Consider the following 20,693-nt stretch of genomic DNA (forward strand, 5'->3'; position numbering starts at 1 on the left):
GAACGGCGTCGCTCGACCTAGTAGGTCGCTCTCCCCAAACTTCGTTTCAGGAGAGGTACGCCAGATAGGAATCTGCCGAAAAGCGGTATCAGAAAACTGCACGGCCTCCGAAGCGGGGCGAGGGAGCCCGGCTGTTTTAGCCGTGGTGGAACCGTGGCTAACGCCAAGACGGCTAATAGATGGACAGCCGGTAATTCCGTCGCTCAGGCGTTGGCGATGTTGATCGTGGCTTCTTCGTTGGCTTCACCGGTTGTCGCGTGCTCGACCGATTGGGTTGGCAACCACAACGTGGAAACGAGGGCGGCGACGACCAACGCGGTGGATGTCCACAGACAGCCAGGCAGTCCCGCGTACAAATACACGACGCCCGATAGCAGCGTTCCAACCAGGCGTCCGCAAGCGTTGGCCATGTAGTAGAAACCCACGTTCAAAGCGACTTGATCTGAATCGGTGTAGGCAAGAATCAGATACGAATGGACGGATGAGTTGACCGCGAAGACGACTCCGAACATCGCCAGTCCGATCAGGATGGTGGCTGTTGGATGGAAGTCGACTTGAATCGCAGCAGCCATCGCCGCGGAAACAACCGTCAGAGCGAATCCCCAAATCTGTGCCGCACGGGCTTTGGTTTCGACGCCGCCGCTCTTGCGGATCAACTTGGGCGCGAACGCTTGGACACCCCCGTAGCCGATCACCCATGCCGCCAAGAACGCACCCACGCCGGCGAATCCCCAGTTCAGTTGCGAAGCGAGGAAGATCGGCAGTCCGACGACGAACCAGACATCGCGGGAACTGAACAGGAAGAACCGGGCGATCGACAGCACGTTGACTTCACGGCTCTTCGCGAAAAGCTGTGTGAATTTGGTTTTCGCTTTGGTTCGCCCCATGTCAGCGTCCAACATGAAGACGGCGCAGATCAGAATGATGGCCAATACCGTGGCCATCGCCCACAACGACGCGGCAAAACCAAGGCTGCTCAGCAAGACTCCGCCGAGCAGGAAGCCCAGGCCTTTGAGGGCGTTCTTGGATCCGGTCAGGACCGCGACCCATTTGAAAAGTGCGGTTTGGTTCTCCGCTTCGTTGTCGCCTTTGACCAACAGTTTGACGGCGCTCTTGGAACTCATCTTGGTGAGGTCCTTGGCGATTCCCGACAGCGCTTGGCTGGCCATCACGTAGGCGACCGAGAACCCCGTCGCCCAAGTGGGCTGAACCAACGACAGCATGACCAATGCGAACACCTGGATCGCCAGCCCGGCGTACAGGGTGATTCGAAGGCCCATGCGGGAACCGATCCAGCCACCGAACAGGTTGGTGAGAATGCCGCAGAATTCGTACAGCAGAAACAAAAACGCGAGACTGACGGGCGTGTAACCGAGCTGGTGAAAGTACAGCAGCACGAGCATGCGGAGCGCACCGTCGCTGAGCGTGAATCCCCAGTACGCGGCGGTGACGAGAGAGTAATTGCGAACGTCCATCGAACTCATTCTGGATGCGATGAAAGGGGATGACAGATCACGTGTGACTAGGCGGCAGGAAGTGTGGTGGCGACCTTTTTGACCAATTCCATCATGCGGTTCGCGTAGCCAACCTCGTTGTCATACCAAGCGAGAATTTTGACTTGTGTGTCGTTGACCACCATGGTCGATGGCCCATCGACGATTCCCGAGCGGATGTCGTTGACGTAGTCGGCCGAGACGAGTGGCTTCTCTTCAAACCCGAGGATGCCTTTCAAGGAATCTGCCGCGGCGGACTTGAGCAGCTCGTTGACTTCTTCGACGCTGGTTTTCTTTTTGACCTCAAAAACGCAGTCCGTCAGCGACGCATTGAGAAGCGGGATTCGCACGGCGAGCCCGTTCAGTTTGCCCTGCAGTTCCGGGTAGATCATCGTGATCGCTTTCGCGGATCCCGTCGTGGTTGGGATCAACGAGTTCAGGCAAGAGCGTGCCCGCCGGAGGTCTTTGTGCGGAGCGTCGACCACGACTTGCGTGTTGGTCACATCGTGCAGCGTGGTGATCACGCCGTGTTGGATGCCGATGTTTTCATGGATGACTTTGACGACTGGTGCCAAGCAGTTCGTCGTGCAGGACGCTGCCGTGACGATGTGGTTGGTTTGCGGGTCGTAGAGATGATCGTTGCATCCCATCACAACATTGAGTGCCCCGTCTTTGACCGGCGCCGCCACCACGACCTTGCGGACACCATGTTCGAAGTAGGGATTCAGTGTCTCGGGCGTGCGGAATTTCCCGGAGGATTCGACCACGATGTCAACGCCCAGGTCTTTCCATGGCACCTGCTCGGGGCTGGCTTCGGAGCTAACCGAGATGGACTTGCCGTCCACGGTGATCGACTTGTCATCCGAGTCGATGTGGTGATCCCAGCGTCCGTGAACGGTGTCGAACTCGAGCAAGTGAGCACACGTTTCCGCGTCTCCTTTGAGTTCGTTGAGGTGGACGATTTCGAATTCGGGGAAGTCCCATGCGGCACGCATCCCGAGTCGGCCCATGCGGCCAAAACCATTGATACCAACACGAATCGTCATTCGATTTGCTTTCTTATTCGTCGGGGGATTTGGGGGGCTGTTTGGCCGGAGGTGGTTTGTCACAGCACTCCGTCGTGATGCACAGTTCCGGTCGCCCCTGGCAGCAATCCTCGATCAAGAAACCCATCAGGCAATTGATGCCCTGCGAGTTCAACGAGTAGATGATCGAACGCCCGTCTTTTCGCGAATTCACCAAGCCCGCGCGAGCGAGCTCTTTGAGGTGAAACGACAACGTGGCCGAGGAGATGTCCAATTTCTTGGCGATTTCCCCTGCCGCGTACCCATCGTCACCCGCTTTGACGAGCAAACGAAAGACAGCCAAACGAGATTCCTGTGCGAGGGCGGAAAGTGCCACGACGGCTTCTTTTATTTCCATGGTTATCAAAATATCGAAGAGTCTGGTTTTTGTCCACCCAATTGGGCGGAAGAATTTGTATGGCGGACGGGGCATTTGCGGAGGTGCAAAGTGCGGCGATCTGATCGCGAAAGCATGTTTTTGTCTGTGTTTCTTCATCCCGGAAGGGATGTTAGATGGTAGCCGAGGGTTGCTGCGTATCAGCGTCCCCCCGGAAACGAAGAACTCACACCGACCCTGATAGGGCCGAAGAATCTACGACCCTTTCAGGGTCGGGAGTTGCCAGAGATGTATCCGATGGTGTTCACTGCGATCAAACCACCGGCTAATACCTGCAATCCCTTCGGGATAAGACTTGCGCAAACCGACCTACTACGGAAGGCCCAGAATCGGCCTGAGTTCACAAGAATCAGGGCCAAAGCCCACACGGCCGACAGGAAAGGTCAACAGCCAAATCAATCACCCGCTCAACGCTGGGCTGGTGCTCTCAGAGGTTTTGGCTGAGGGACTTCATGATCGAACGCGCTCGGCTGTTGCGTCCATTCAGCAATGCGGGAGGCAACGCGTTGGCGTTGAACGTGGTGTAGCCTTCGATCAGCTTGGGGTCCAAGTCATCGAACAGCCTGAAAGCCATTGACCAGTCTTCGAAGTTTCGCGATTCGATTCGATCGTGGTACATCATGTCGACACATGTGTGGCGTTCATCGTTCGCGATGACTTGCATCAACTTTTCGATGATCTCTCGCTCACCTTCCAGCAGTTGCATGAACTCGCGAGTCTTTCCGCTGTGCAACAGGATGCCCGTCACATTCAGCCGGGCATTGTTCTCTCGAGATTGTTCCAGCAAGCTGTCGAGTTCTTCGACCGACATCGCTTGGGTTGCCACACTGCAATAAACCAATTCAGTCAACATGGTTTTCTCTTGGCCTCAGCTTCGTTGCGCTGATCAGTTCGATCAGCATTGAATAGGACAGGAGCGGAGTGGGCGGTTCCGCGTTTGGGTCACTCCGCATCACGAAGTGCGTTGGCTTCGTGAAGTTCCCAATCTTTCAAACGGTCGTCGGACCGGGCACTTTCAAAATCTTGAAGATCCAGCGAGGTTGGCAATTCACTCGGCGGCAAAGCCGACACCGTCATTGCTTGTTCAAGTGGGTCCAACCCAAGTGCGATTTGCATTTGAGCGAGTGCTTCGAACCAGCTTTGTTGGGCCTCGATCAACTTGATCTCCGTCTCGTTGGCTTTCGTTTCCAACAAGTTCAAATAGATCAGATCGATTTTACCGCGTTCAAACGCGAAACGGTAACGATCGAGTGTGTCGATGCTGGCTCGCAACGACGCTTCGGATTGCTCGACGATTTGACCGGACAACGTCAACGCGTTGTAGGCGGTTTGCAGCTCGACCCCGATTTTGTCACGAACCAAGCGAAGTTTCTGGTTCGTTTGTGCGATCTTGGCCGTTGTCGATTGAACTTTGCCACGTGCCTTGCGACGTTGGATCGGGACTTCGCTGGTGAAGCCGATCACCAATTCAAATTCGCCCTTGTCGTCGGACTTGGTCGCTGGTTCGCCCATGTCCTGCGAGGCTTCGGCGATGAAGTCGAATCGCGGGAGCATCTCATTGCAAGCGAGCTGTCGATCGAGCTGGATGCCGCGAATTTGATACTGCAAGATCTGTGGTTCGGGGCGTCGCGAAAGCGCGGCGGCGAGGTCTGATTGGAAGTCACCGGGCGGCGGCGGCTGAATCGCGGGAAACTTTTGGGGAATCCATTGGTCTTCGGGAACGATTGGTTGCCCGGCATTATCGCGAAGGAACAGCCCCAACTTGAACGCGGTCTCTCGGTACTTGCGTTCCGTTTCCAAAACCTTGGCCGAACGTTCGGCGATGAGTTGTTGGTTGAGGATCAAATCAATCTCGGCGAACTTGCCCGCTTCGACACCGGCTTCGTATTGCTTGCCACGTTCTTCAGCCAACTTCAGCAACTCTTGCTGAGCTTGCAGCGACGATCCGGCGGCGACCCATTGCCAGTAGTTCGTAGTGGCGTCGAGAGAGATTTGCAACAACGTTTGCTGGATCGTTGGCCCGACGGCTTGCCGCGCCAGTGAAGCTTGGAAGACGGCAACGCGTTGTGGATCGATCGCGCGACCTTGCAATAGAGGCTGGATGATGGAGGCTTTGAATTCGCCTGCGTCATCGGTTTGGCGTTCTTTGTACCAAGGTTGATAGAAGCCACGTCCAACGCGATAGCCGGCTTCGACGTAACCGCCCCACCAAGTCTGGCGTGCGAGTTTCAAACCGTTGCGATAGTTCTCGTAGTAGCCGGTGGGTTCCGACAAGGAATACGCGTTGAACTTGACGTCATAGGCACCGCGAGCGGACATGAGTTCGCCGCTGGTCAATCCGGCCTGCTGGCGAGCCTGGATGATCTCGGGGTACGACCGATAAACGCTGGCGATGACGTCGGCCAGAACAAGCGCGTCCTCCTTGGTCGTTGCCGTGTCCGCGGCGGTTGTTTCTTCACCGGTTGGTGCGACCGATTCGGGAAGTTGCTCCGCCGTGGTTTCCACCAGCGGATCCGCATCGTCATTTTGTGCGACGGTGAGAAATTGCTTGAACGACAACGAGTCGGATTCGATCATCGCTGGCGCGGATGGATCGTCAGCGTGGACCGGATTGGTCGCTACAAACGGCGACGAAGCCAGCAACGCAAACAGTGCAACGGCGAACCGATTTCGGCGTGAAGACCGCGTCGACTTGGCCACGGGTGCGGCGAAATCGTTGGTAAAGTTTGCGGCGTGGTCAAAGTTTGCCGCACGGGCGGACTTTAAGCCTTGGGCAGTTTGACCTTGGACGCTTTCTCTTTTGACTTCTCGGGTTCCTGGTCGGCAACGACCGGCGGGAATCCATTTAGTTGACGCCATATCTCTCGGCCCAGCGGTACACGGTTCAAAAGCACCCATCCATTTGCGCGGACGCCCTGTCTGAGATATCGGTCATCAGGCCAACCATTCTCCCGATCAAAATGATTATCCGGGGTCACCAGCACGCGAAAGTTTCCTTTGCCGTCGTCGGTCGGGAAGACTCGGTTGACTTTACCGCCAAACGTGCCGACCGCGACGGACGGCCAGCCGACGAACTGAACTGCGGGCCAACCTTCAAACTGCAGGCGAACCGGGTCTCCTTCGTGGATCAATGGCATGTCATTGCCGCTGACTCTCATTTCGACGGCCAACTCGTCCGTGTCCGGAACGATAACGAACAGCTGGTCGCCCTCCTTGATCGTGTCACTGCCTTCGAGGCCGTACCACTCCTGGATTCGGCCCGACCGAGGGGCACGAATTTCCAAACGGTCCATCTCGTCTCGTTTGTTGCGAAGATCTAAGATCTCCTTTTCGATCGTGTTGATTTTTTGCATCGCATCCAGCACCTTGTTCTCGGCTTCGCGATTTTTGATCGCGATATCCTGCATTTTGGCTTCGATCTCTTCTTCTTTAGAAATCAAAGCAGCAGACATTTCGTGCACCGCATTCTGCGCCTTGTCGACCTTTGCTGCTTGCGATTCAGCGGCTTGTCGCTTGCTGAACAATTCTTCCCGAGAGACCAAGCCCCTCTCGGAGACTTCTTCTGCGATTCGTAGTTGATTGCGTTTGTCCTGCAGCTCCGCCTCCATCGCGGTGACCTCGTTTTTGGCCTGTTCCCACTTCTGCTTAGCCGCTTCCAAATCCTGTTTCAACGATTCGGTCAAGCGTTTTCCACCATTTTCTTGCAAATCAACAGCTTGCTCGGCGACTTCCAGTCCGGACTGTGCCGAGGCTTTTTTCGATTCCATGGCGATTATTTGAGTGTCGACTTGAGAAACGCCGTCTTCGGCAAACGGTGCCAGTCGCACCAACAGTTCGTCTTGTTCGACGTAGCTTCCTTCACGTAGACCCTCTTTCACGTATTTAACGACGCCCTTGGAAGGACTACGGACCGGTTGCGGGCGTTGTTGAGGATCGACGGCAACAACCGTGCCGATGCCTCGAGCGGTTTGTTGCCACGGCACAAAGACCATCGCGATGATTGAGAGCAAAAGGCAGAGGAACGTGATTTTGCCAACGAATCGAATCCAGTTGCCGGTGCGGACCAATTGCATCGATGCGAAGTCGTCGGTTGAATGAAGATTGTGAATCATGAGTTGGTGTGGGGTGAATGGATCAGTGATTCAAAACATTCGTGCGTGAAGTGTTTGTCAGATGAGCAGTGCGAACGAATCATTGGCGGCGGATGAACAGGGTTTGGTCGCAGCGTTCGGCGATGTCCATCCGATTGGTAAAGACGAGCAAAGTCCAATCGGGGTTCTCCGGTGCGATGTGTTGCCACAACGATTCGCGGACCGTCGCGTCGAGTTGGTCCAGCAACCCGTCGATGACCAAGAGCTTGGGCCGAACCGCCAATGCTCGAGCGATCAGCAACCGCAGCACTTGTTCTTGCGACAACGGGTAACCACCGGTTTGCAGCGATGTCTGAAGGCCGTTTCCGAGTTGCTCGATCGTGGCCGTCAAACCGACTTGGCCGGTCACCTCGCGAACGCGGTGTTGCCCGATCCCGCGGCGGCCCAAGTCGATGTTTTCGCGAACGGTGCCGTGGAAAACGTCTCGAGTTCCGGCGTAGCTGACCAGTTTGCCGGCTCCCGATGCGGCGGCCTGGGCGGCTTCGATGCCGCAAATTTGAATCAGTCCCTCGGGAACGTCCATCAATCCAGCAATGGAACGGGCCAAGCACGAACGGCCGCTGATGTCGTCGCCGGTGATCGCGACTCGTTCGCCGGGCTGGATCGTTTCGGCGGGGATCTTCGAGGACCAAGCCGTGCCACGGAACGCGAGGTTCGACCAAGAAACCTTGGCCGGACCGTCTTCCGTCGGTCCCAGTTCGATCTTTTGATCCGCGGGGACGTCGACCAAGTGACCGACTTTGTCGATGCCGGCCATCAAGTCATAGAACTTCTCGAGCGACTTGCCCGCTTTTGCAAACGCACCAACGACGACGGTCACGATCAGTTCGCTGGCGACCAATTGCCCCAACGTCAACGCTCCGCCAATCACCAGCCAACCACCGAGAGCCAACACGGCGGTCGAGGCGAGTGTTTGAACCGCGATGGCAAATCCGACTTGCCGAATGACGACGCGAAATTGTCGCTGGCGAGCGGCGATGTAGTCCGCGGTCAGACGGTCGGTGCGTTGGATGGCAAGGCCTTCGCCGCCACTGGTTTTGAACACCGACGGCTGAGCAATGACGTCTTGCAACCAGTGTGCGACGCGATACTTGGCAATCGATTCTTCGATCGACGTTCGAATGCCGTTTCGTCCCAGCAACCAAATGATCGAGACCATCGCGATGACCAGCACGATGTCGAACCCAAGAAGGAACGGATGGTAGAACGCCAAGACGATCATCCCCAACACGGTCGTCAGAACAATCGAGACGCCATCGAGCAACAGCACCGCGGTCGCTTTTTGAATCGTCATGATGTCAAAGAAACGGTTGGCAAGTTCGCGCGGGCATTCGCCGCGAAGATGTTCCTGGTTGGCTCGCGGGAACCGGTGGGCCAGATCGCTGGCAATGCGGACGAACTGACGACGCTGGATGATTTCCACGACGACGGTTTGCAACACTCGCAGCACCCCGGCGATCGAAAGACAGGTCAGCAGCATCATTCCCAAAATGATCAGCGGTTGGAACTGGGTGCCCCAGCTGACCACGTTGACCAAGGATTCCACCGCGAGCGGCGTTGCGAGAGCCAAGACACCCGCGACGAGCGCGAACAGCACGACCATCCAGATGTCGCGGCGGTCGAGATTCAACAACGAGATGAAACGACGCAGTGGCGTCGGGTGTTCGTGATGACCGGCATGCCCATGCGAGGTGACCGAGATCGAATCGCATTCGAATTGCTTGCGAGCGATCAACATGCGAGGCGCGGGCGACGTCGTGAACAGCTGGCTGAGCCGATGTTGGCTGATCACCTTCGAGTTGAATTGGTCGTTCGTCGAGAACATCTCGACCGATCGCCAGTTCGCTTTCTCAAGGACTCGTAACGTTCCGTCGTCGTAGGCCAACACGATGGGGTTGCCTTCGGCGAGAAATCCAAACGCCTCGGAACCTGAGTGCAGGTGGGTTTCGTCCAGCACGATGCCGCATTGCATGGCGCTGGTTTGCAGCACCCACAACGGGTCCTCGTCCTCGGGCATCGAATCGTTGGACAACACGTCGGCCAGATCGACCGGCAGCCCGAGGCTTTGCCCAATTCGAGTAAGCGCCCGCAATATCGCCTGGTCATCCGGAGCAATCGCGTCAGAAAATTGGGGTGAATCCATGCGAGTCAAAAAGGGGCAATCGAATGTCGGGGAGCGAAACTCACGAGGTCAAACGTCGCGAGGGGATCGTTTTTCGGTGGGCAAACCACGCCATTCACAAAGCGTGGTTTTCCAGGACTGGGTTTCGATTGAAGGCGGACATCGTCTGGTTCGCCGATCCGTGGGAACCAGCCCGTTGTGCCACTGCAGCAGGCCGATTCAGCACGTGCCGCCGACGACTTGCCATTCGCTCTCGGCCCGGGACGTGTTCTCAGTCCGCAGTTGAACCCAAGATCCGTCCGAGTGGTAGCGGTACTTCTGACCGGAGTCGATCGCGACCATGTGCACCCAGCCGTTTTGCAGCAAATTACGAATGTTGGCATGTTTGGCAATGACCCGGTCGATCGATTCCCGGCTGGCAACCACGACGGTTTGAAGACGCAGCGGAACATGCTGCATCTTTAGGCCGCAACCGAGTGATTGGTTGGGCAAACCGGTTTGCAGATCGCCGCCGTTACCCGACAGGACGCCAAATTGCCCGACGACGTTGTGGATGGTTTTGCATCCGCCGCCGAAATGGTTTGGGTCGACGGTGGAGGCGTAGTATTGCATGTTGATCCAGTGGGCCACGACCATCGGAGCGGTGAGGATGGATTCCAGCACGGCCCCCTTCGGATCGGTTGCTTGATTGTAGCTGTGAAGGAAGGCCCGTCCGTCGAGCGATCGCCCGCGGGTCATTTCTCGAGGGCCGATCAGCATGCTGGCATTGCCCGCCAATCCCCATTCGGGACGCGTTTGCGACCAATCGGACGCTCGCGAAATCAGCGATTCGGGGCTGCTTTCGTTGAGCAGCGGCAACCGCTCTTCTCGAGTCAGGTGACTCGCGGCATCGGCAACGTTTTGGAGATCAACGACTCGAGGTCGGTGCGAAGCGGGAACCGTTTCCAAATCCAACCATTCAATTTGGTCCGTGGTGGTGTTGTGCCACGCGGCGATGAAGTGAGTCTCTGCAGGGATCTCGATCCCGCGATCCGCCAACCGTTTTTGAATTCGTCGGTCGTTGAGCAGAATCGCGGCCAGTCGAGCGTTGGGAGCTCCCGAGTGACCACCGCACGCTCCACAGTCCAACCCGGCGGCCATGGCGTTGTTTTCGGTCTGGCATCCATGTCCACACAGGACAACCAGCGGAGCCAAGTCGTCGCTCACTCCCATGCTGTTGAGAAGACCTTCCACCAGATCGGTTTGTTGATCCAATCCGATGCCTTGCTCGACGAGGTGATCTAGATCCAACGGGATCGCTGCGTTCTCGTGAACACTCGATGGAAGTTTGATTGGCAGGTTGCTTCGAAGTTTGGTGCCCATCAACCGGGCGGCCAAGTTGAATCCTGAGAACCAGCCGATGGTTTCCACGAACGAGAAACATCCGACAGCGGAGGTCTGAAGACGTTTCCAAAGTTTCCGTCCGGTTTTGATCGTGGCTTGTTTTTCAGCCGTGTTGTTTCGCGATGTCGAACCGTCGCCGACACAGGGCGATGATTTCTCTCGCAAGGCGAACTTGGGCGACAGCAAAACCGGAGCATGATCGTCGCCGGAGGATTGACCGAGCGGCACGTACTCAAAGGGCAGGCCAAAGAAACCGGCGACACCGAGCGTGTCCACCGATGCGTCGACTTGCTCAAGGTGGCGTCGGAATCGTTCGGATCGAACGTCAATGCAGAACGCCATTTGCACGGCAGGTTTCGTTGACGAGTTGGTTTGCTCGTCGACGGATGTTTGTCCTGCGAATTCTTCACTGGCAATTTTGTTTTCGGCAAATTCGGCCACGGGTAACTTGGCGAGCACGTCGTCTCGGTAGGCAATTTCCATCGCTCGCAACAGTAGCTTTCGATCGAATTTACAATCGTTGTCGGAATCCATCAGCGACAAACTCTGATGATCCAGAACCGACGACCAATTCACTTCGAACAAGAACGTTTCGGAAAGGGCAACGTCGTAGGCCAGCGACATGGCGAGCAGGCCGCGGAAGTCGTCGAACTGCAACTGGCCGCTTCCGGTCGGATCGGTTTGCAAGCCTTGGTACTTGGTCCATCCGCTCCATCCCGGAAGCGAGAATGCGTGCGCCAAGAGGAAGGTTTCCCAGAGGGCGACTGGGATGTTGAGGCGTTGCAACAGATGCACGATCGTTGCTTCGGCCGTGTGTGGCAGTCCGTCAACAAAGCTCCGGAATCCGGTCAGCCCGAGGATCTCGATCCCTCGATCGATCTTGGCCGTGTTCCGCCACGCTTGATACAGCGGAAGGTTTTGCCACGGGCTCGGCCACGTCGACTGCCCTTGGTCGTAGTGAGCGGAACAGTGCTTGCCGATTTCGTCTTTTACAATCTCGGTCCAGTCCACCTCGCCGTGAGCGGACAGACGAGCGGCAATGGTCGCGATTCGCGGAAGCGATGATTTTTCCGGCGTGGTTTGCTTTCCGGCATCATTGTTGTGATGCCTGGTTTGCAAGGCATTCAATACGTCGGACTTTTTTTGCGAGACATCTTTTCCCGGGGAGAGTTCCAACAGGGCTGCTTCGATGTGCGAATCAGCAAAGCCGCCAGATTGATAGTGCGCCGCGAAGTGATCCATCGATGGAAGCAGCTCGCACTTCGAGAAGACTCGCAGGTAGTCTCGTGATTCGTGGAAGGAGCGTTCGGACAATCCGGCGTATGGATTGACCGCGATCCAATCCTTCAGTGGCCAAACGGGAGAGACCACTTGGCAGACTTGGTCGAGCAACTCTTCGACTTGTCGATAGACATGTGGATCTTCGTAAGCGGCGGGGACAAACACGCTGAAAGGTTTGCTGTTGACACTGGACTTCTTCTGTTCAGGAGCGATCGTATTCATGATTGAATCTTTCGGCGAAAGGTTGACTTGGATGTTTAGGAAAATGCGGAGATGTGCTGGGTGATCTGCAGTCGGAATGAATGCTTGGTAACGCTTTTATCTGCCGTTTGGGGATTGGCCCCGGTTCTGTGTTGATGGAACCGAGGCTAACGCCTTATCGGCTCAGTGAATCGACAGACCGATTGCCTCCGTTCCAACCCAAACGCTCACACGCAACACTGATCACGCTGATGCCGACCCTCGGAAGACTCGGCGGATGCAGTGGTCGAGATAGAATCCGTTGGAAGCATGAACCTGCAGCGTTTGGAACCATGCCGAATCACTGGCGGAGCGAATTCGCAACTGCAGGATCAGCAGTCCGAGGAAGCCTGCTGCGATCGTGAATGTCACGACGATGTTGTTGGTCGGTGTCGTGGGGCTTGGCAGACTGCTGGCTATCAAAGCATCCGTTGCCAAGAAGCAGCCGACGTAGAGCAAACAGATCAGTCCCGAAATGGCGGTGCATTGCGCCACCAACCACTGGGACCCGGACTGCATGGCTTCGCCGATCCAGTGCGACAAGGCCAAACAAAGGATGCCACCGAGAATCAAACCGCCGGCCTTCTCGTTGGGTGAGACATTCAGAAGGATCGAGACAATTGCGAACAGGATGCAGGATGTGGTGATTGCGAAGGCTGTCTCGTACCACTTCAGCGGTTGCTTCCATTCGTTGGCACCGGCCATTGCTTTGGCATCGCTGACCACGCTGCCGGAGCGTAGAAACGAGTTGGCTTTGTAGAGCGAGTGAGCAACGATGTGCACGGTGGCCGCGATGTAGGCACCCAATCCGCACTGCAGCATCATGAATCCCATTTGCGCGATCGTTGAATAGGCCAGCGACTTCTTCACGCTGGTTTGAGTCATCATCACCACCACCGCCATCACGGTCGTGAACAATCCGATGATTGCCAAGACATGCAGGTTGGTTGGGAACAACTCGAAGATCGGTGAGAAACGGATCACCAAGTAGCCGCCCGCGTTGACGATGCCCGCATGCATGAGAGCCGAAACCGGAGTGGGGCTGTTGAGTGTCTCAGGCAACCACGTGTGAAACGGAAACTGCACCGACTGGATGATGGCCGCGATCAGTAAAAACGCACCGGCGGCGACCAGCGTTGACGGAACGGATTGCGCATCGCCCGACATGTTGACGGCGGACGCGAAAATGTCTTGCAAGTAGGGGGAGTCGAAATGGACGAACAGCAGCCCGAACCCAGCGATCAAGGCCGCGTCGCCGACTCGGTTGATGGCGAACTTCGTCCACGCGGCACGTCTGGCACCGGGTTGTTCGGGATTGAGCACCAACAATTGATGCAGCCCTAGGTTCATGGCGATCCAGGCCGCCGCGAAGACGGCCAAGTGTCCGGACATCATCATCCAACTGACCGCACCGATCGTCACCGCACTGAAGCGATAGTACCGACCTTGGTCAGGTGAACCGTCCAAGTACTCGATCGAATATTGGCAGGTGACCCAGCCGATGAAAGCGACCAGAAGCAACATCAGGCCCGACAAACCATCCAGCAGCACCGGAGACGCGACGACGAGGTTGCTGGAGGGAACTTCCGCGGTTGAATGGAACGAAGGAATCAACCACCGGATGGCGAACACGATCAGCAGTACCGCGACTTGCGAGGCAACGGCGACGTTGATCCACTGACGCCAGGAAACCACGTGGCGGCGGGTGAGCGAGTCCGGTACCAACACGGCAGCGACGAGCGCCGTTGGAATGAGCATCGGCAAATAGTTCAACCAATCGGACATCGCGAGCTTCCTCAGAACCGAGAATGTGAGACATGAACCCTGTGACACGAAACCTAAAGCACGACAATCTTGTCGTCAATTGTTTTTCGTCCATTTCGTGCTCTTGGTTGAGCCCGTTTTTCCGCCAGGACGGCGGGCGATGCCCGTTTTCGCTGTGAAAAGCGAGTTAAATGGGTGGTTTTGATGTCGCGAAAAAAAAGACGTGTTTTCGATGTTACAATTCGGAATCACCAGACTCACTGAGGAGTGGCTTGGTTCAAACACTTTGAAATCGTAGGAAACCGCGGACCAGGCGGACCCCAAAACAATGGCAGCGAAGAAAGTCACTCGCGGACGGAGTTCCGCACGAAAAACCAAGGCCGATACCGCACCAGAGGCCAAACCAACCGTGGAAAAGAAGTCGTCGTTGGATCCCAGCGCGGTGGAAGAACGTCGCTCGAGTGCCCGGTGGACGTTTTTAACCAACCACGCGCACGTGTTGATCGCGTTGCACGCCCGACCGGATCTGGTGCTTCGAGAAGTCGCGGTGGAGGTGGGCATTACCGAACGAGCGGTTCAGCGTATCGTCCAAGACTTGGAAGAAGAGGGATTCATCAGGCGAGAAAAAGTGGGACGCAAAAACCACTATGAAGTCTTGGCTGACCAAGCGTTGCGTCACCCGATCGAAGCGCACCGAAACATCGGCGATCTTCTCAAGCTGATAACCGGTTGATTCAAAGACCGACGATCACGTCCCATCGCGGGAGGTTGTTACCGAGGCGAATTCAGCCTCGGCGGGAGATCCGCTGCGGAACTTTCGGGCATCTACAACCGCGTCGGCAGGAGGGACCTCGATATTGACGAGGTAGCAGCACGCCCGGGAAAATTAAATCGGATCAATCTCGCACACCGCGTCTTTCTGAAGCGGCATCAAGATGCCCGTTTCACGCCTCACTCGGGCCGACGGGAGTGGCGGTAGTAGCTTTCCAGACAGAGCGTGGCCATCGACGTCGTGTAGACGGTTCCGCCGTAGCCACCCCACAATGATTGATCGGACCAAGATCCATCGGGTTGCTGGGTGGAGAGCAGTCGTTGTTTGAGCGCGGCATTCCAGGTTTCCCAGGCGTCGTCTTGCAATTGGTGCAACGCCATCGTGGCGTAGTACCAGTAGTAATAGTTGTCGGGGCCGTTGCCTTGTCCGGGCAAGTTGGCCAGCAGCACCGACTCGGCTTCGCGAATGGTGGCGTCGGGAAGCTTTTGTCCGATCAACAATCGTGTCGCGAGTGCTTCGGCGGTCATCGTTGGCGAAGTCGGTTCGCCGGGGCGATAGCATGCTTGTCCGCCCGAACGGCCGCGACGGACCGAATCCAAAAAGCGTGCGATGCCATCGGACATGCGACGGTTCTGCGGCACGGCACCGGATCGATCAGCTGAATCAATCAACAACGCTTGCCATCCGAGTTGGCTGAGGTCGCCCGTGTCGCCTCGGTTGTATCGCCATCCACCGGTGACGGGATGCTGCATCGAACGGGTGTAGGCGACCGCTCGACGAGTGGCTTCCATCGCGGATGGGTCAGCGGTCATCGCAGCGGTCTCGGCGAGTGCCAAACCCGCCATTGCGTGGCTGTAGTGAGCCGCGTAGACGGACGCGTTGCTGGCCAGTGAGCCATCCGTTCGTTGGCGAGACAGCAGGAATGCGAGACCGCGATAAACCGTGTCGCGATGTTCGCCTTCTTGATGAGTGTGTCCGGATCCGAGCATCGAAAGCAACGCCAGCCCGGTGATGGCGGTTTCCGCGTTGCGTCCGGCTCCGCCGCGATGCAAACCCAGCGGTGCGCGTTCTTGGCCAGCACCGGTCGTCTTTGGATCCCAGGCTCCGTCGCTTCGTTGTTGCGATGCGAGGTATTTCAGTGCCGCTTCGACGGCGGCCTCGGTGTCCGCATCGCCGCCGTTTTGAACCAGGGCTCGAGCCTTGGCCGCACCAGCTCGTGACGCGAAATCTTCGTCGATCGTCCCGGCGGAGGGTTCATCAGGGAGCGACGTTGCGGGGCGAACCGAAGCGATTTTTGCTATGGCGTCGTCATCGGTCGAGCGAACCGTTTGGTACTCGCCACTTTGCGATGGCGGTGCAGCCATCTCTGGTGAAGTCTGCTCGATGGATTCTTCGGCGGGTTCCTCGACTGGTTCCGCAAGCGCCGCTTGCAGCCAATCATCGATGCTGGAATCAAGAGCATCGGTCGCCACAGCTTCGGAATCAATGGACTCCGTCGGCGCGGGCTGAGTGGGAATCGCTGCCGACGCAAGCGTTGCCGGCATGGATGGCAATGGGATCTCGACCGCGGGAGGTGCGATGTCGGATTCAGGTTCGATGTTGGGATCGTCAGCCGCGAGCGGTTCGGACGATTCCGCCTCCACTTCGCGTTCAGGAATCAAGGGCTCGGGCAACTTGAGTGCGGCCAGCGGCGATGATTCGATGGGAGCCTCAGAAGACTCCTGCAGCGTTTCCAGCATCTCGGGATCGAACATTGACACGGCGATGTCAGCCGCACCGGCGTCAGCGGATGAATCAGAATCCGGGCCGCCGCCGGACCAAAACACTGACAGTTTGGGCACGTAGACAATCAGCACACCGTGCAGCGCGACTGACAGAATCAAACACACAATCGCGGCACCGCGGCCGCTGGTTTTGCGGCGGCGAAACAGAACGATCGTGATGACTAGAAGCGTCACCGCGACCAAGGCGACGCCGCGAACGATGTTGGGGTCGGCCCAAAGTGTTTCCAAATTGTCCCACGAAGCGATCGGCGACGTTTCAGAAACGCCTGCTACCGGGATCATCGGCGTGGTCGAGACATTTGGCATATGCGAAACAGAAAAGGGTTAGCGTCGTTCGCTGACGCCCATTTTTTGCACGCCGGCGAGCTCAATTTGACGCATGACTTTCACGACATGGTGTAGCGAACTGTCGCTGTCGCCACGCACGCTGACTTGCAGTCCGGGATAGACCGAACGTTGTTGTTTCAGTGTTTCGGTGAGTTGATCGGATGACATCGGGGTGCCATCCAACAGCAGCGAACCATCGCTGCGAACTTCCACGATGCGTTGATCGGGCGTACGAGCCAGTGATTGCATGTCGGCCGATGCCACGTTGACTTGCACGCCGCTGTCGTTGGAATCCATCTTGCTGCTGACCATAAAGAAGATCACCAACAAGAACACCACATCGATCATCGGGGTCAGGTTGATCGTCGCGTCTTCGGTTCCGCGATTGCGTTTCATCAGGCTGCCCGTCGTTTACGAGGAGCCTTTCCCGCGTTCTCGAGCCCTTCGGCGGAGATGCAATCGATCACTCGTTGGCAGAGCTTGTCGATCTCGCCAAGGTAGCCATCGGACTTGGCACCAAAGTACATGTAAGCGAGGTAAGCCGGAATTGCGACGCTCAGTCCGCCGGCGGTTGTCATCAGAGCGGTGCTGATCCCCGAGGCCAGCAAATCACTTTCGCCGGCACTGGGATCCGCGATGGTTTCAAAAGCTTGGATCATTCCCAGGACGGTGCCCAACAATCCGATCAGCGGTGTCACGTTGCTGATCGCGTGGAAGACTCGCAGGAATCGACGCAGCGAGTCTCCGACACGATCGCCCGCGTCAATCACGGCTTGTTCGATTTCCAGCATTGGACGTCCCCAACGACGAACCGCGGCATGGAAAACTTCCGCGACCGGGCAATCGAACTCGTCACAGATCGACGTGGCTTCTTCGTAGCTGAGTTGTCCGTCTTCGACACACTCGGTGAAACGGCGAACAAATGGTTTGGGGATCACACGGCTGCGACGCAGCGAGATCAGGCGTTCCATCGACAGTCCCAAGACGATCAGCGAGCAGATCGCGAGTGGGATCATCAGCATGCCACCTTCGGCAATTTTGCTGATGAAGGCGGGCGGTTCCCACGCGGCTTCGGACTCAGCGGCCGGATCACCTTCACCGGCCAGCTGATCGGTTGCGGGTGCTTCCGGGATCGACAGCCCACCGGTGTTGCGAGATGCAATTTGGGCGACCGGTTCGGACGCTCCGTATTGACCGCCACCAAAGTTGTTTTGATTTCCCGCTGCGCCGTATGGATCGTTGTAGTTGTTGCTAAAGCCGTTGTTCGTTCGCGGTTGGCTGTAGCCTTGATTGCCGAAGTTTTGAGCGATGGCCGAAGCATGCCAGTTCGACCAAATCGACAACCCAACCGTCAGCACGACGACCGGTAAAAATCGCGACGCGACCGCGAGCGTTGGACGCAGGCGGTTGGCGTTGGGACGAGTCTTGTCTCGATGTGAATTCATCGTCGAAGTGGGGATTCAGAGGAGGCGTCCGGTGACAACGCGGCCAATCGGCGGCGGGCTCCGGACGCATGTTGGCTGTTCGCAAAGCGACGCACCAAGGTGGAATAGCAGACAGCGGCCTCGCGTGTCCGCCCCAATTGTTCAAACGACTTCCCGGCTTGCACCAATGCCGCGGCGGTCCATTGGCCTTCGCCGCTGATGCCTTCGACCAATCGGTACGCGTCAATCGCTTCGCCAAATCGATCTTGCATGTAGTACGTTTCGCCGATCATCCATTGGGCTCGACCGCGAGCGTCTTCATCGGCCGACCCGAGTCTCACGACGCTTTCGAGCAGCGAACGACCGCGATCAAAGTTCAATTGTCGGACCTCCACATCGGCGGCCAACAAATTCACCAATGCCGATTGAGGGGACGTCGGTGAAACCGCGGCTCGAGCAGCGGCGATTCGTTGAGCGGCTTCCGTGATCGATCCGGATGACGATGCCGTTTCAGCGAGTCGAAGAAGGGTCGGAAAATCATCGGCCCCGCCCACGTCCACGATGCGTTGCCACCATTTCAGCGATGACTTGGCGTCACCGGTTTGAAGCAACGCTTCGGCGAACAAACGTTCGACGTGCAAATTACGTCCACGAAGTTCCGCGGTTTGGTCGTTGCCATCGAAGAAGGACTCTTCGTCTTTGGCTGCCATGGCGAGAATCGACCAGTTCGATGTCCGGCCAGCCCAGCGACACGCCGATTCGCGAACGCCAGCGGTGATGATCGGTTCGGCGTCTTGGCCGTTGATTGATTTGTTTGATGCAACGGGTGAGATCCATCGCATCGCGATTCGCTGTGCGTCGGCATCGAGATCGTTGCTGGTGAGTTGTTCCAGGATCGCTGCGGTGGTGTCGCCCGTTTGGTCTCGGGTGGCGATGGCGTTTGCGTAGATCGACTCAGCATCGGCGTCGTTTCGCTGAGCGGCCACCAACAATCCGATCGCGGAAGGTTTCAGCGTGGAAGTGAACTGAGGTGACGCGATCAGCCTTTTCGCGTGAGTGATCAAATGATCGGCCAGCGGTCCGTCGCAGGCTTGCAGCGGATGATTGCCACAATGCGACACGATCGCTTGCAGACACGCACTGGAATCGGCGTGTTCAGTGAGCAACTGCTCCAGTGTTTGATCAGCCGAATCGGATTGCCCCGTTCGGAATTGACACGACATCCGCATCAACAACGCGGAAGGCACATCGGCATGGTCGCCGTGATGTTTCAGGAATTGATCGATCGCTGTCAGGGCGGCTTGATCGTCTTCGCCTGACATGGCCGTGCACCACGCTAGTCCCAATCGTGCCGTGGCAAGTTGAGGGCTGTCGCCGCTGTCGATGACCATGTTGTAGGTCGATTGAGCCAGTTCGAGCTGGCCGTCATCCAGCAATCCCGATGCAACGGTCATGCAAGTCACCGTCCACTCGGGGCTGGTCACACCAAGCTGGCTGACTTCGCCGAGCCAACGATGGGCGTCGGTGGGACGGCCGGATCGCGACAATCCATTGGCTGCGCTGAGCAACAGGTTGGCGGTTTGTTCGGCACTGAGCGAGTTTGGATCGTTTTCTCGCAAACGCATCACAGCATAGGCGGCCATGTCGTGCACATCGGCGGCGTTTTCAACTTGGTTGCCGCTCGCATCCAACCGGCGAGCCAGTTGAACCAAAGCGGCGATGGATCGAATCGATGAACCATCATTGGCCGCGATCTTGCGAGCCGTCGCGATCGCGTCGTCCCACTGGGCACCGTGCGTCTGTTGCAACAGTTGACCGGTCGCAGCAGCGAGTTCCGAATCGTCCGCGGCGGCGAACGTCGGAGCCAATACTGCAAGCAGCATCCAAACCAACCCGATGGACTTCCAGCGGGTTGTCGGTTGGCAAAGAGAATGGTTCGACTGGTTTTGAGTCACAGTCATGGCTGAATCGAAAAGTCGTGATGAGGGATTCAGAGAGCCGTGTTCCATGAAGAGCGGGCGAGTTCCCGATAGTCGACTGACCTTGGAGACTCGCCCGTTCGAAAATATTGGCTGGATCAAGCCGCGGCGCGGTTGGCTTGTTGGAAGAACGATGCCACCGAGTCGACAACGCGAATTTGTTCCGCTTCGGTCAACGACGGGAAGATCGGCAGGTTCAACACTTCGGCACTGGCCGCTTCGGTGTGTTCCAAACCGTCGTGACGGAACGGAATGTCCTGGAAGCACTCTTGTTGGTGCATCGGAACCGGATAGTAGATCTCCGATCCGATCTTGCGTTCGGACAAGTGGGCTCGCAGTGCGTCGCGTCGACCGCCGGGAACACGCAACGTGTATTGATTCCACACGTGGCGAGCGTTGGGATCATGATATGGCGTGCCTAATTGGTCTTCACCCACCAAACCGGCTTCGGTCAACAACCGGGTGTAGCGATTCGCGTTGATCGTGCGAGCTTCCACGGCTGCATCAAGGTG

General features: G+C 57.1%; 15 protein-coding genes. 1 reads left to right on the forward strand and 14 read right to left on the reverse strand.

The window, feature by feature from the left end; all coding sequences use genetic code 11:
• Positions 1 to 203: 203 nt before the first annotated feature.
• From arsJ to B2R17_RS27885, 9 genes are all read right to left on the reverse strand, one after another.
• Entirely contained in the window at positions 204 to 1,475 is a 1,272-nt protein-coding gene (arsJ, locus tag B2R17_RS27845) for an organoarsenical effux MFS transporter ArsJ (protein WP_286766576.1), read from the reverse strand.
• A 47-nt stretch (positions 1,476 to 1,522) separates the two neighbouring features.
• Positions 1,523 to 2,539, reverse strand: a complete 1,017-nt coding sequence (locus B2R17_RS27850) for an ArsJ-associated glyceraldehyde-3-phosphate dehydrogenase (RefSeq protein ID WP_286766577.1) — start codon at positions 2,537 to 2,539, stop codon at positions 1,523 to 1,525.
• Positions 2,540 to 2,552: 13 nt separating this feature from the next.
• Positions 2,553 to 2,915, reverse strand: coding sequence for an ArsR/SmtB family transcription factor (locus B2R17_RS27855; RefSeq protein WP_286766578.1), 363 nt, complete (start codon positions 2,913 to 2,915; stop codon positions 2,553 to 2,555).
• A 466-nt stretch (positions 2,916 to 3,381) separates the two neighbouring features.
• The gene (locus B2R17_RS27860) at positions 3,382 to 3,807 is read right to left on the reverse strand and encodes a BLUF domain-containing protein (protein WP_286766579.1); all 426 of its coding nucleotides are present in this window, start codon (positions 3,805 to 3,807) and stop codon (positions 3,382 to 3,384) included.
• Positions 3,808 to 3,896: 89 nt separating this feature from the next.
• Positions 3,897 to 5,654: a TolC family protein gene (locus B2R17_RS27865; protein WP_008667792.1), complete on the reverse strand. Its 1,758-nt coding sequence runs from the start codon at positions 5,652 to 5,654 to the stop codon at positions 3,897 to 3,899.
• A 62-nt stretch (positions 5,655 to 5,716) separates the two neighbouring features.
• Positions 5,717 to 7,066, reverse strand: a complete 1,350-nt coding sequence (locus tag B2R17_RS27870) for an HlyD family secretion protein (RefSeq protein WP_286766581.1) — start codon at positions 7,064 to 7,066, stop codon at positions 5,717 to 5,719.
• 79 nt (positions 7,067 to 7,145) lie between these two features.
• Positions 7,146 to 9,248 carry a peptidase domain-containing ABC transporter gene (locus B2R17_RS27875; RefSeq protein ID WP_286766582.1) on the reverse strand — a complete coding sequence of 701 codons (2,103 nt, stop codon included), beginning with the start codon at positions 9,246 to 9,248 and terminating at the stop codon, positions 7,146 to 7,148.
• A gap of 198 nt (positions 9,249 to 9,446) precedes the next feature.
• Positions 9,447 to 12,113, reverse strand: a complete 2,667-nt coding sequence (locus B2R17_RS27880; protein WP_286766583.1) for a YbcC family protein — start codon at positions 12,111 to 12,113, stop codon at positions 9,447 to 9,449.
• 222 nt (positions 12,114 to 12,335) lie between these two features.
• Positions 12,336 to 13,916 carry a proton-conducting transporter membrane subunit gene (locus B2R17_RS27885; RefSeq protein WP_286766585.1) on the reverse strand — a complete coding sequence of 527 codons (1,581 nt, stop codon included), beginning with the start codon at positions 13,914 to 13,916 and terminating at the stop codon, positions 12,336 to 12,338.
• Between the two features lie 307 nt (positions 13,917 to 14,223).
• Between B2R17_RS27885 and B2R17_RS27890 the strand changes: the two genes are divergently transcribed.
• The gene (locus B2R17_RS27890) at positions 14,224 to 14,628 is read left to right on the forward strand and encodes a helix-turn-helix transcriptional regulator (RefSeq protein WP_286766586.1); all 405 of its coding nucleotides are present in this window, start codon (positions 14,224 to 14,226) and stop codon (positions 14,626 to 14,628) included.
• Positions 14,629 to 14,846: 218 nt separating this feature from the next.
• Here B2R17_RS27890 and B2R17_RS27895 read toward each other — a convergent pair whose 3' ends face one another.
• From B2R17_RS27895 to B2R17_RS27915, 5 genes are all read right to left on the reverse strand, one after another.
• A complete protein-coding gene (locus B2R17_RS27895) occupies positions 14,847 to 16,757 on the reverse strand; it encodes a prenyltransferase/squalene oxidase repeat-containing protein (protein ID WP_339888681.1) in 1,911 nt (636 codons plus the stop codon).
• An 18-nt stretch (positions 16,758 to 16,775) separates the two neighbouring features.
• The gene (locus B2R17_RS27900; RefSeq protein ID WP_008654761.1) at positions 16,776 to 17,174 is read right to left on the reverse strand and encodes an ExbD/TolR family protein; all 399 of its coding nucleotides are present in this window, start codon (positions 17,172 to 17,174) and stop codon (positions 16,776 to 16,778) included.
• Positions 17,174 to 18,223 carry a MotA/TolQ/ExbB proton channel family protein gene (locus tag B2R17_RS27905; protein ID WP_286766588.1) on the reverse strand — a complete coding sequence of 350 codons (1,050 nt, stop codon included), beginning with the start codon at positions 18,221 to 18,223 and terminating at the stop codon, positions 17,174 to 17,176. Before B2R17_RS27905 ends, B2R17_RS27900 begins: the two co-directional genes overlap by 1 nt.
• A complete protein-coding gene (locus B2R17_RS27910) occupies positions 18,220 to 20,163 on the reverse strand; it encodes a tetratricopeptide repeat protein (RefSeq protein ID WP_286766589.1) in 1,944 nt (647 codons plus the stop codon). The genes B2R17_RS27905 and B2R17_RS27910 overlap by 4 nt, the downstream gene beginning before the upstream one ends.
• 116 nt (positions 20,164 to 20,279) lie before the next feature.
• The coding region (locus B2R17_RS27915) for a DegT/DnrJ/EryC1/StrS family aminotransferase (RefSeq protein ID WP_286766590.1) at positions 20,280 to 20,693 on the reverse strand (414 nt) is incomplete at its 5' end.

The organism is Rhodopirellula sp. UBA1907 (assembly GCF_002337565.1).
Taxonomy (GTDB): domain Bacteria; phylum Planctomycetota; class Planctomycetia; order Pirellulales; family Pirellulaceae; genus Rhodopirellula; species Rhodopirellula europaea.

Coding starts and splice junctions, on each gene's coding strand:
- B2R17_RS27890 (WP_286766586.1), top strand. CDS start 14,224: ATGGCAGCGAAGAAAGTCACTCGCGGACGGAGTTCCGCACGAAAAACC.
- B2R17_RS27900 (WP_008654761.1), bottom strand. CDS start 17,174: ATGAAACGCAATCGCGGAACCGAAGACGCGACGATCAACCTGACCCCG.
- B2R17_RS27860 (WP_286766579.1), bottom strand. CDS start 3,807: ATGTTGACTGAATTGGTTTATTGCAGTGTGGCAACCCAAGCGATGTCG.
- B2R17_RS27885 (WP_286766585.1), bottom strand. CDS start 13,916: ATGTCCGATTGGTTGAACTATTTGCCGATGCTCATTCCAACGGCGCTC.
- B2R17_RS27905 (WP_286766588.1), bottom strand. CDS start 18,223: ATGAATTCACATCGAGACAAGACTCGTCCCAACGCCAACCGCCTGCGT.
- arsJ (WP_286766576.1), bottom strand. CDS start 1,475: ATGGACGTTCGCAATTACTCTCTCGTCACCGCCGCGTACTGGGGATTC.
- B2R17_RS27870 (WP_286766581.1), bottom strand. CDS start 7,066: ATGATTCACAATCTTCATTCAACCGACGACTTCGCATCGATGCAATTG.
- B2R17_RS27880 (WP_286766583.1), bottom strand. CDS start 12,113: ATGAATACGATCGCTCCTGAACAGAAGAAGTCCAGTGTCAACAGCAAA.
- B2R17_RS27910 (WP_286766589.1), bottom strand. CDS start 20,163: ATGACTGTGACTCAAAACCAGTCGAACCATTCTCTTTGCCAACCGACA.
- B2R17_RS27875 (WP_286766582.1), bottom strand. CDS start 9,248: ATGGATTCACCCCAATTTTCTGACGCGATTGCTCCGGATGACCAGGCG.
- B2R17_RS27855 (WP_286766578.1), bottom strand. CDS start 2,915: ATGGAAATAAAAGAAGCCGTCGTGGCACTTTCCGCCCTCGCACAGGAA.
- B2R17_RS27850 (WP_286766577.1), bottom strand. CDS start 2,539: ATGACGATTCGTGTTGGTATCAATGGTTTTGGCCGCATGGGCCGACTC.
- B2R17_RS27895 (WP_339888681.1), bottom strand. CDS start 16,757: ATGCCAAATGTCTCGACCACGCCGATGATCCCGGTAGCAGGCGTTTCT.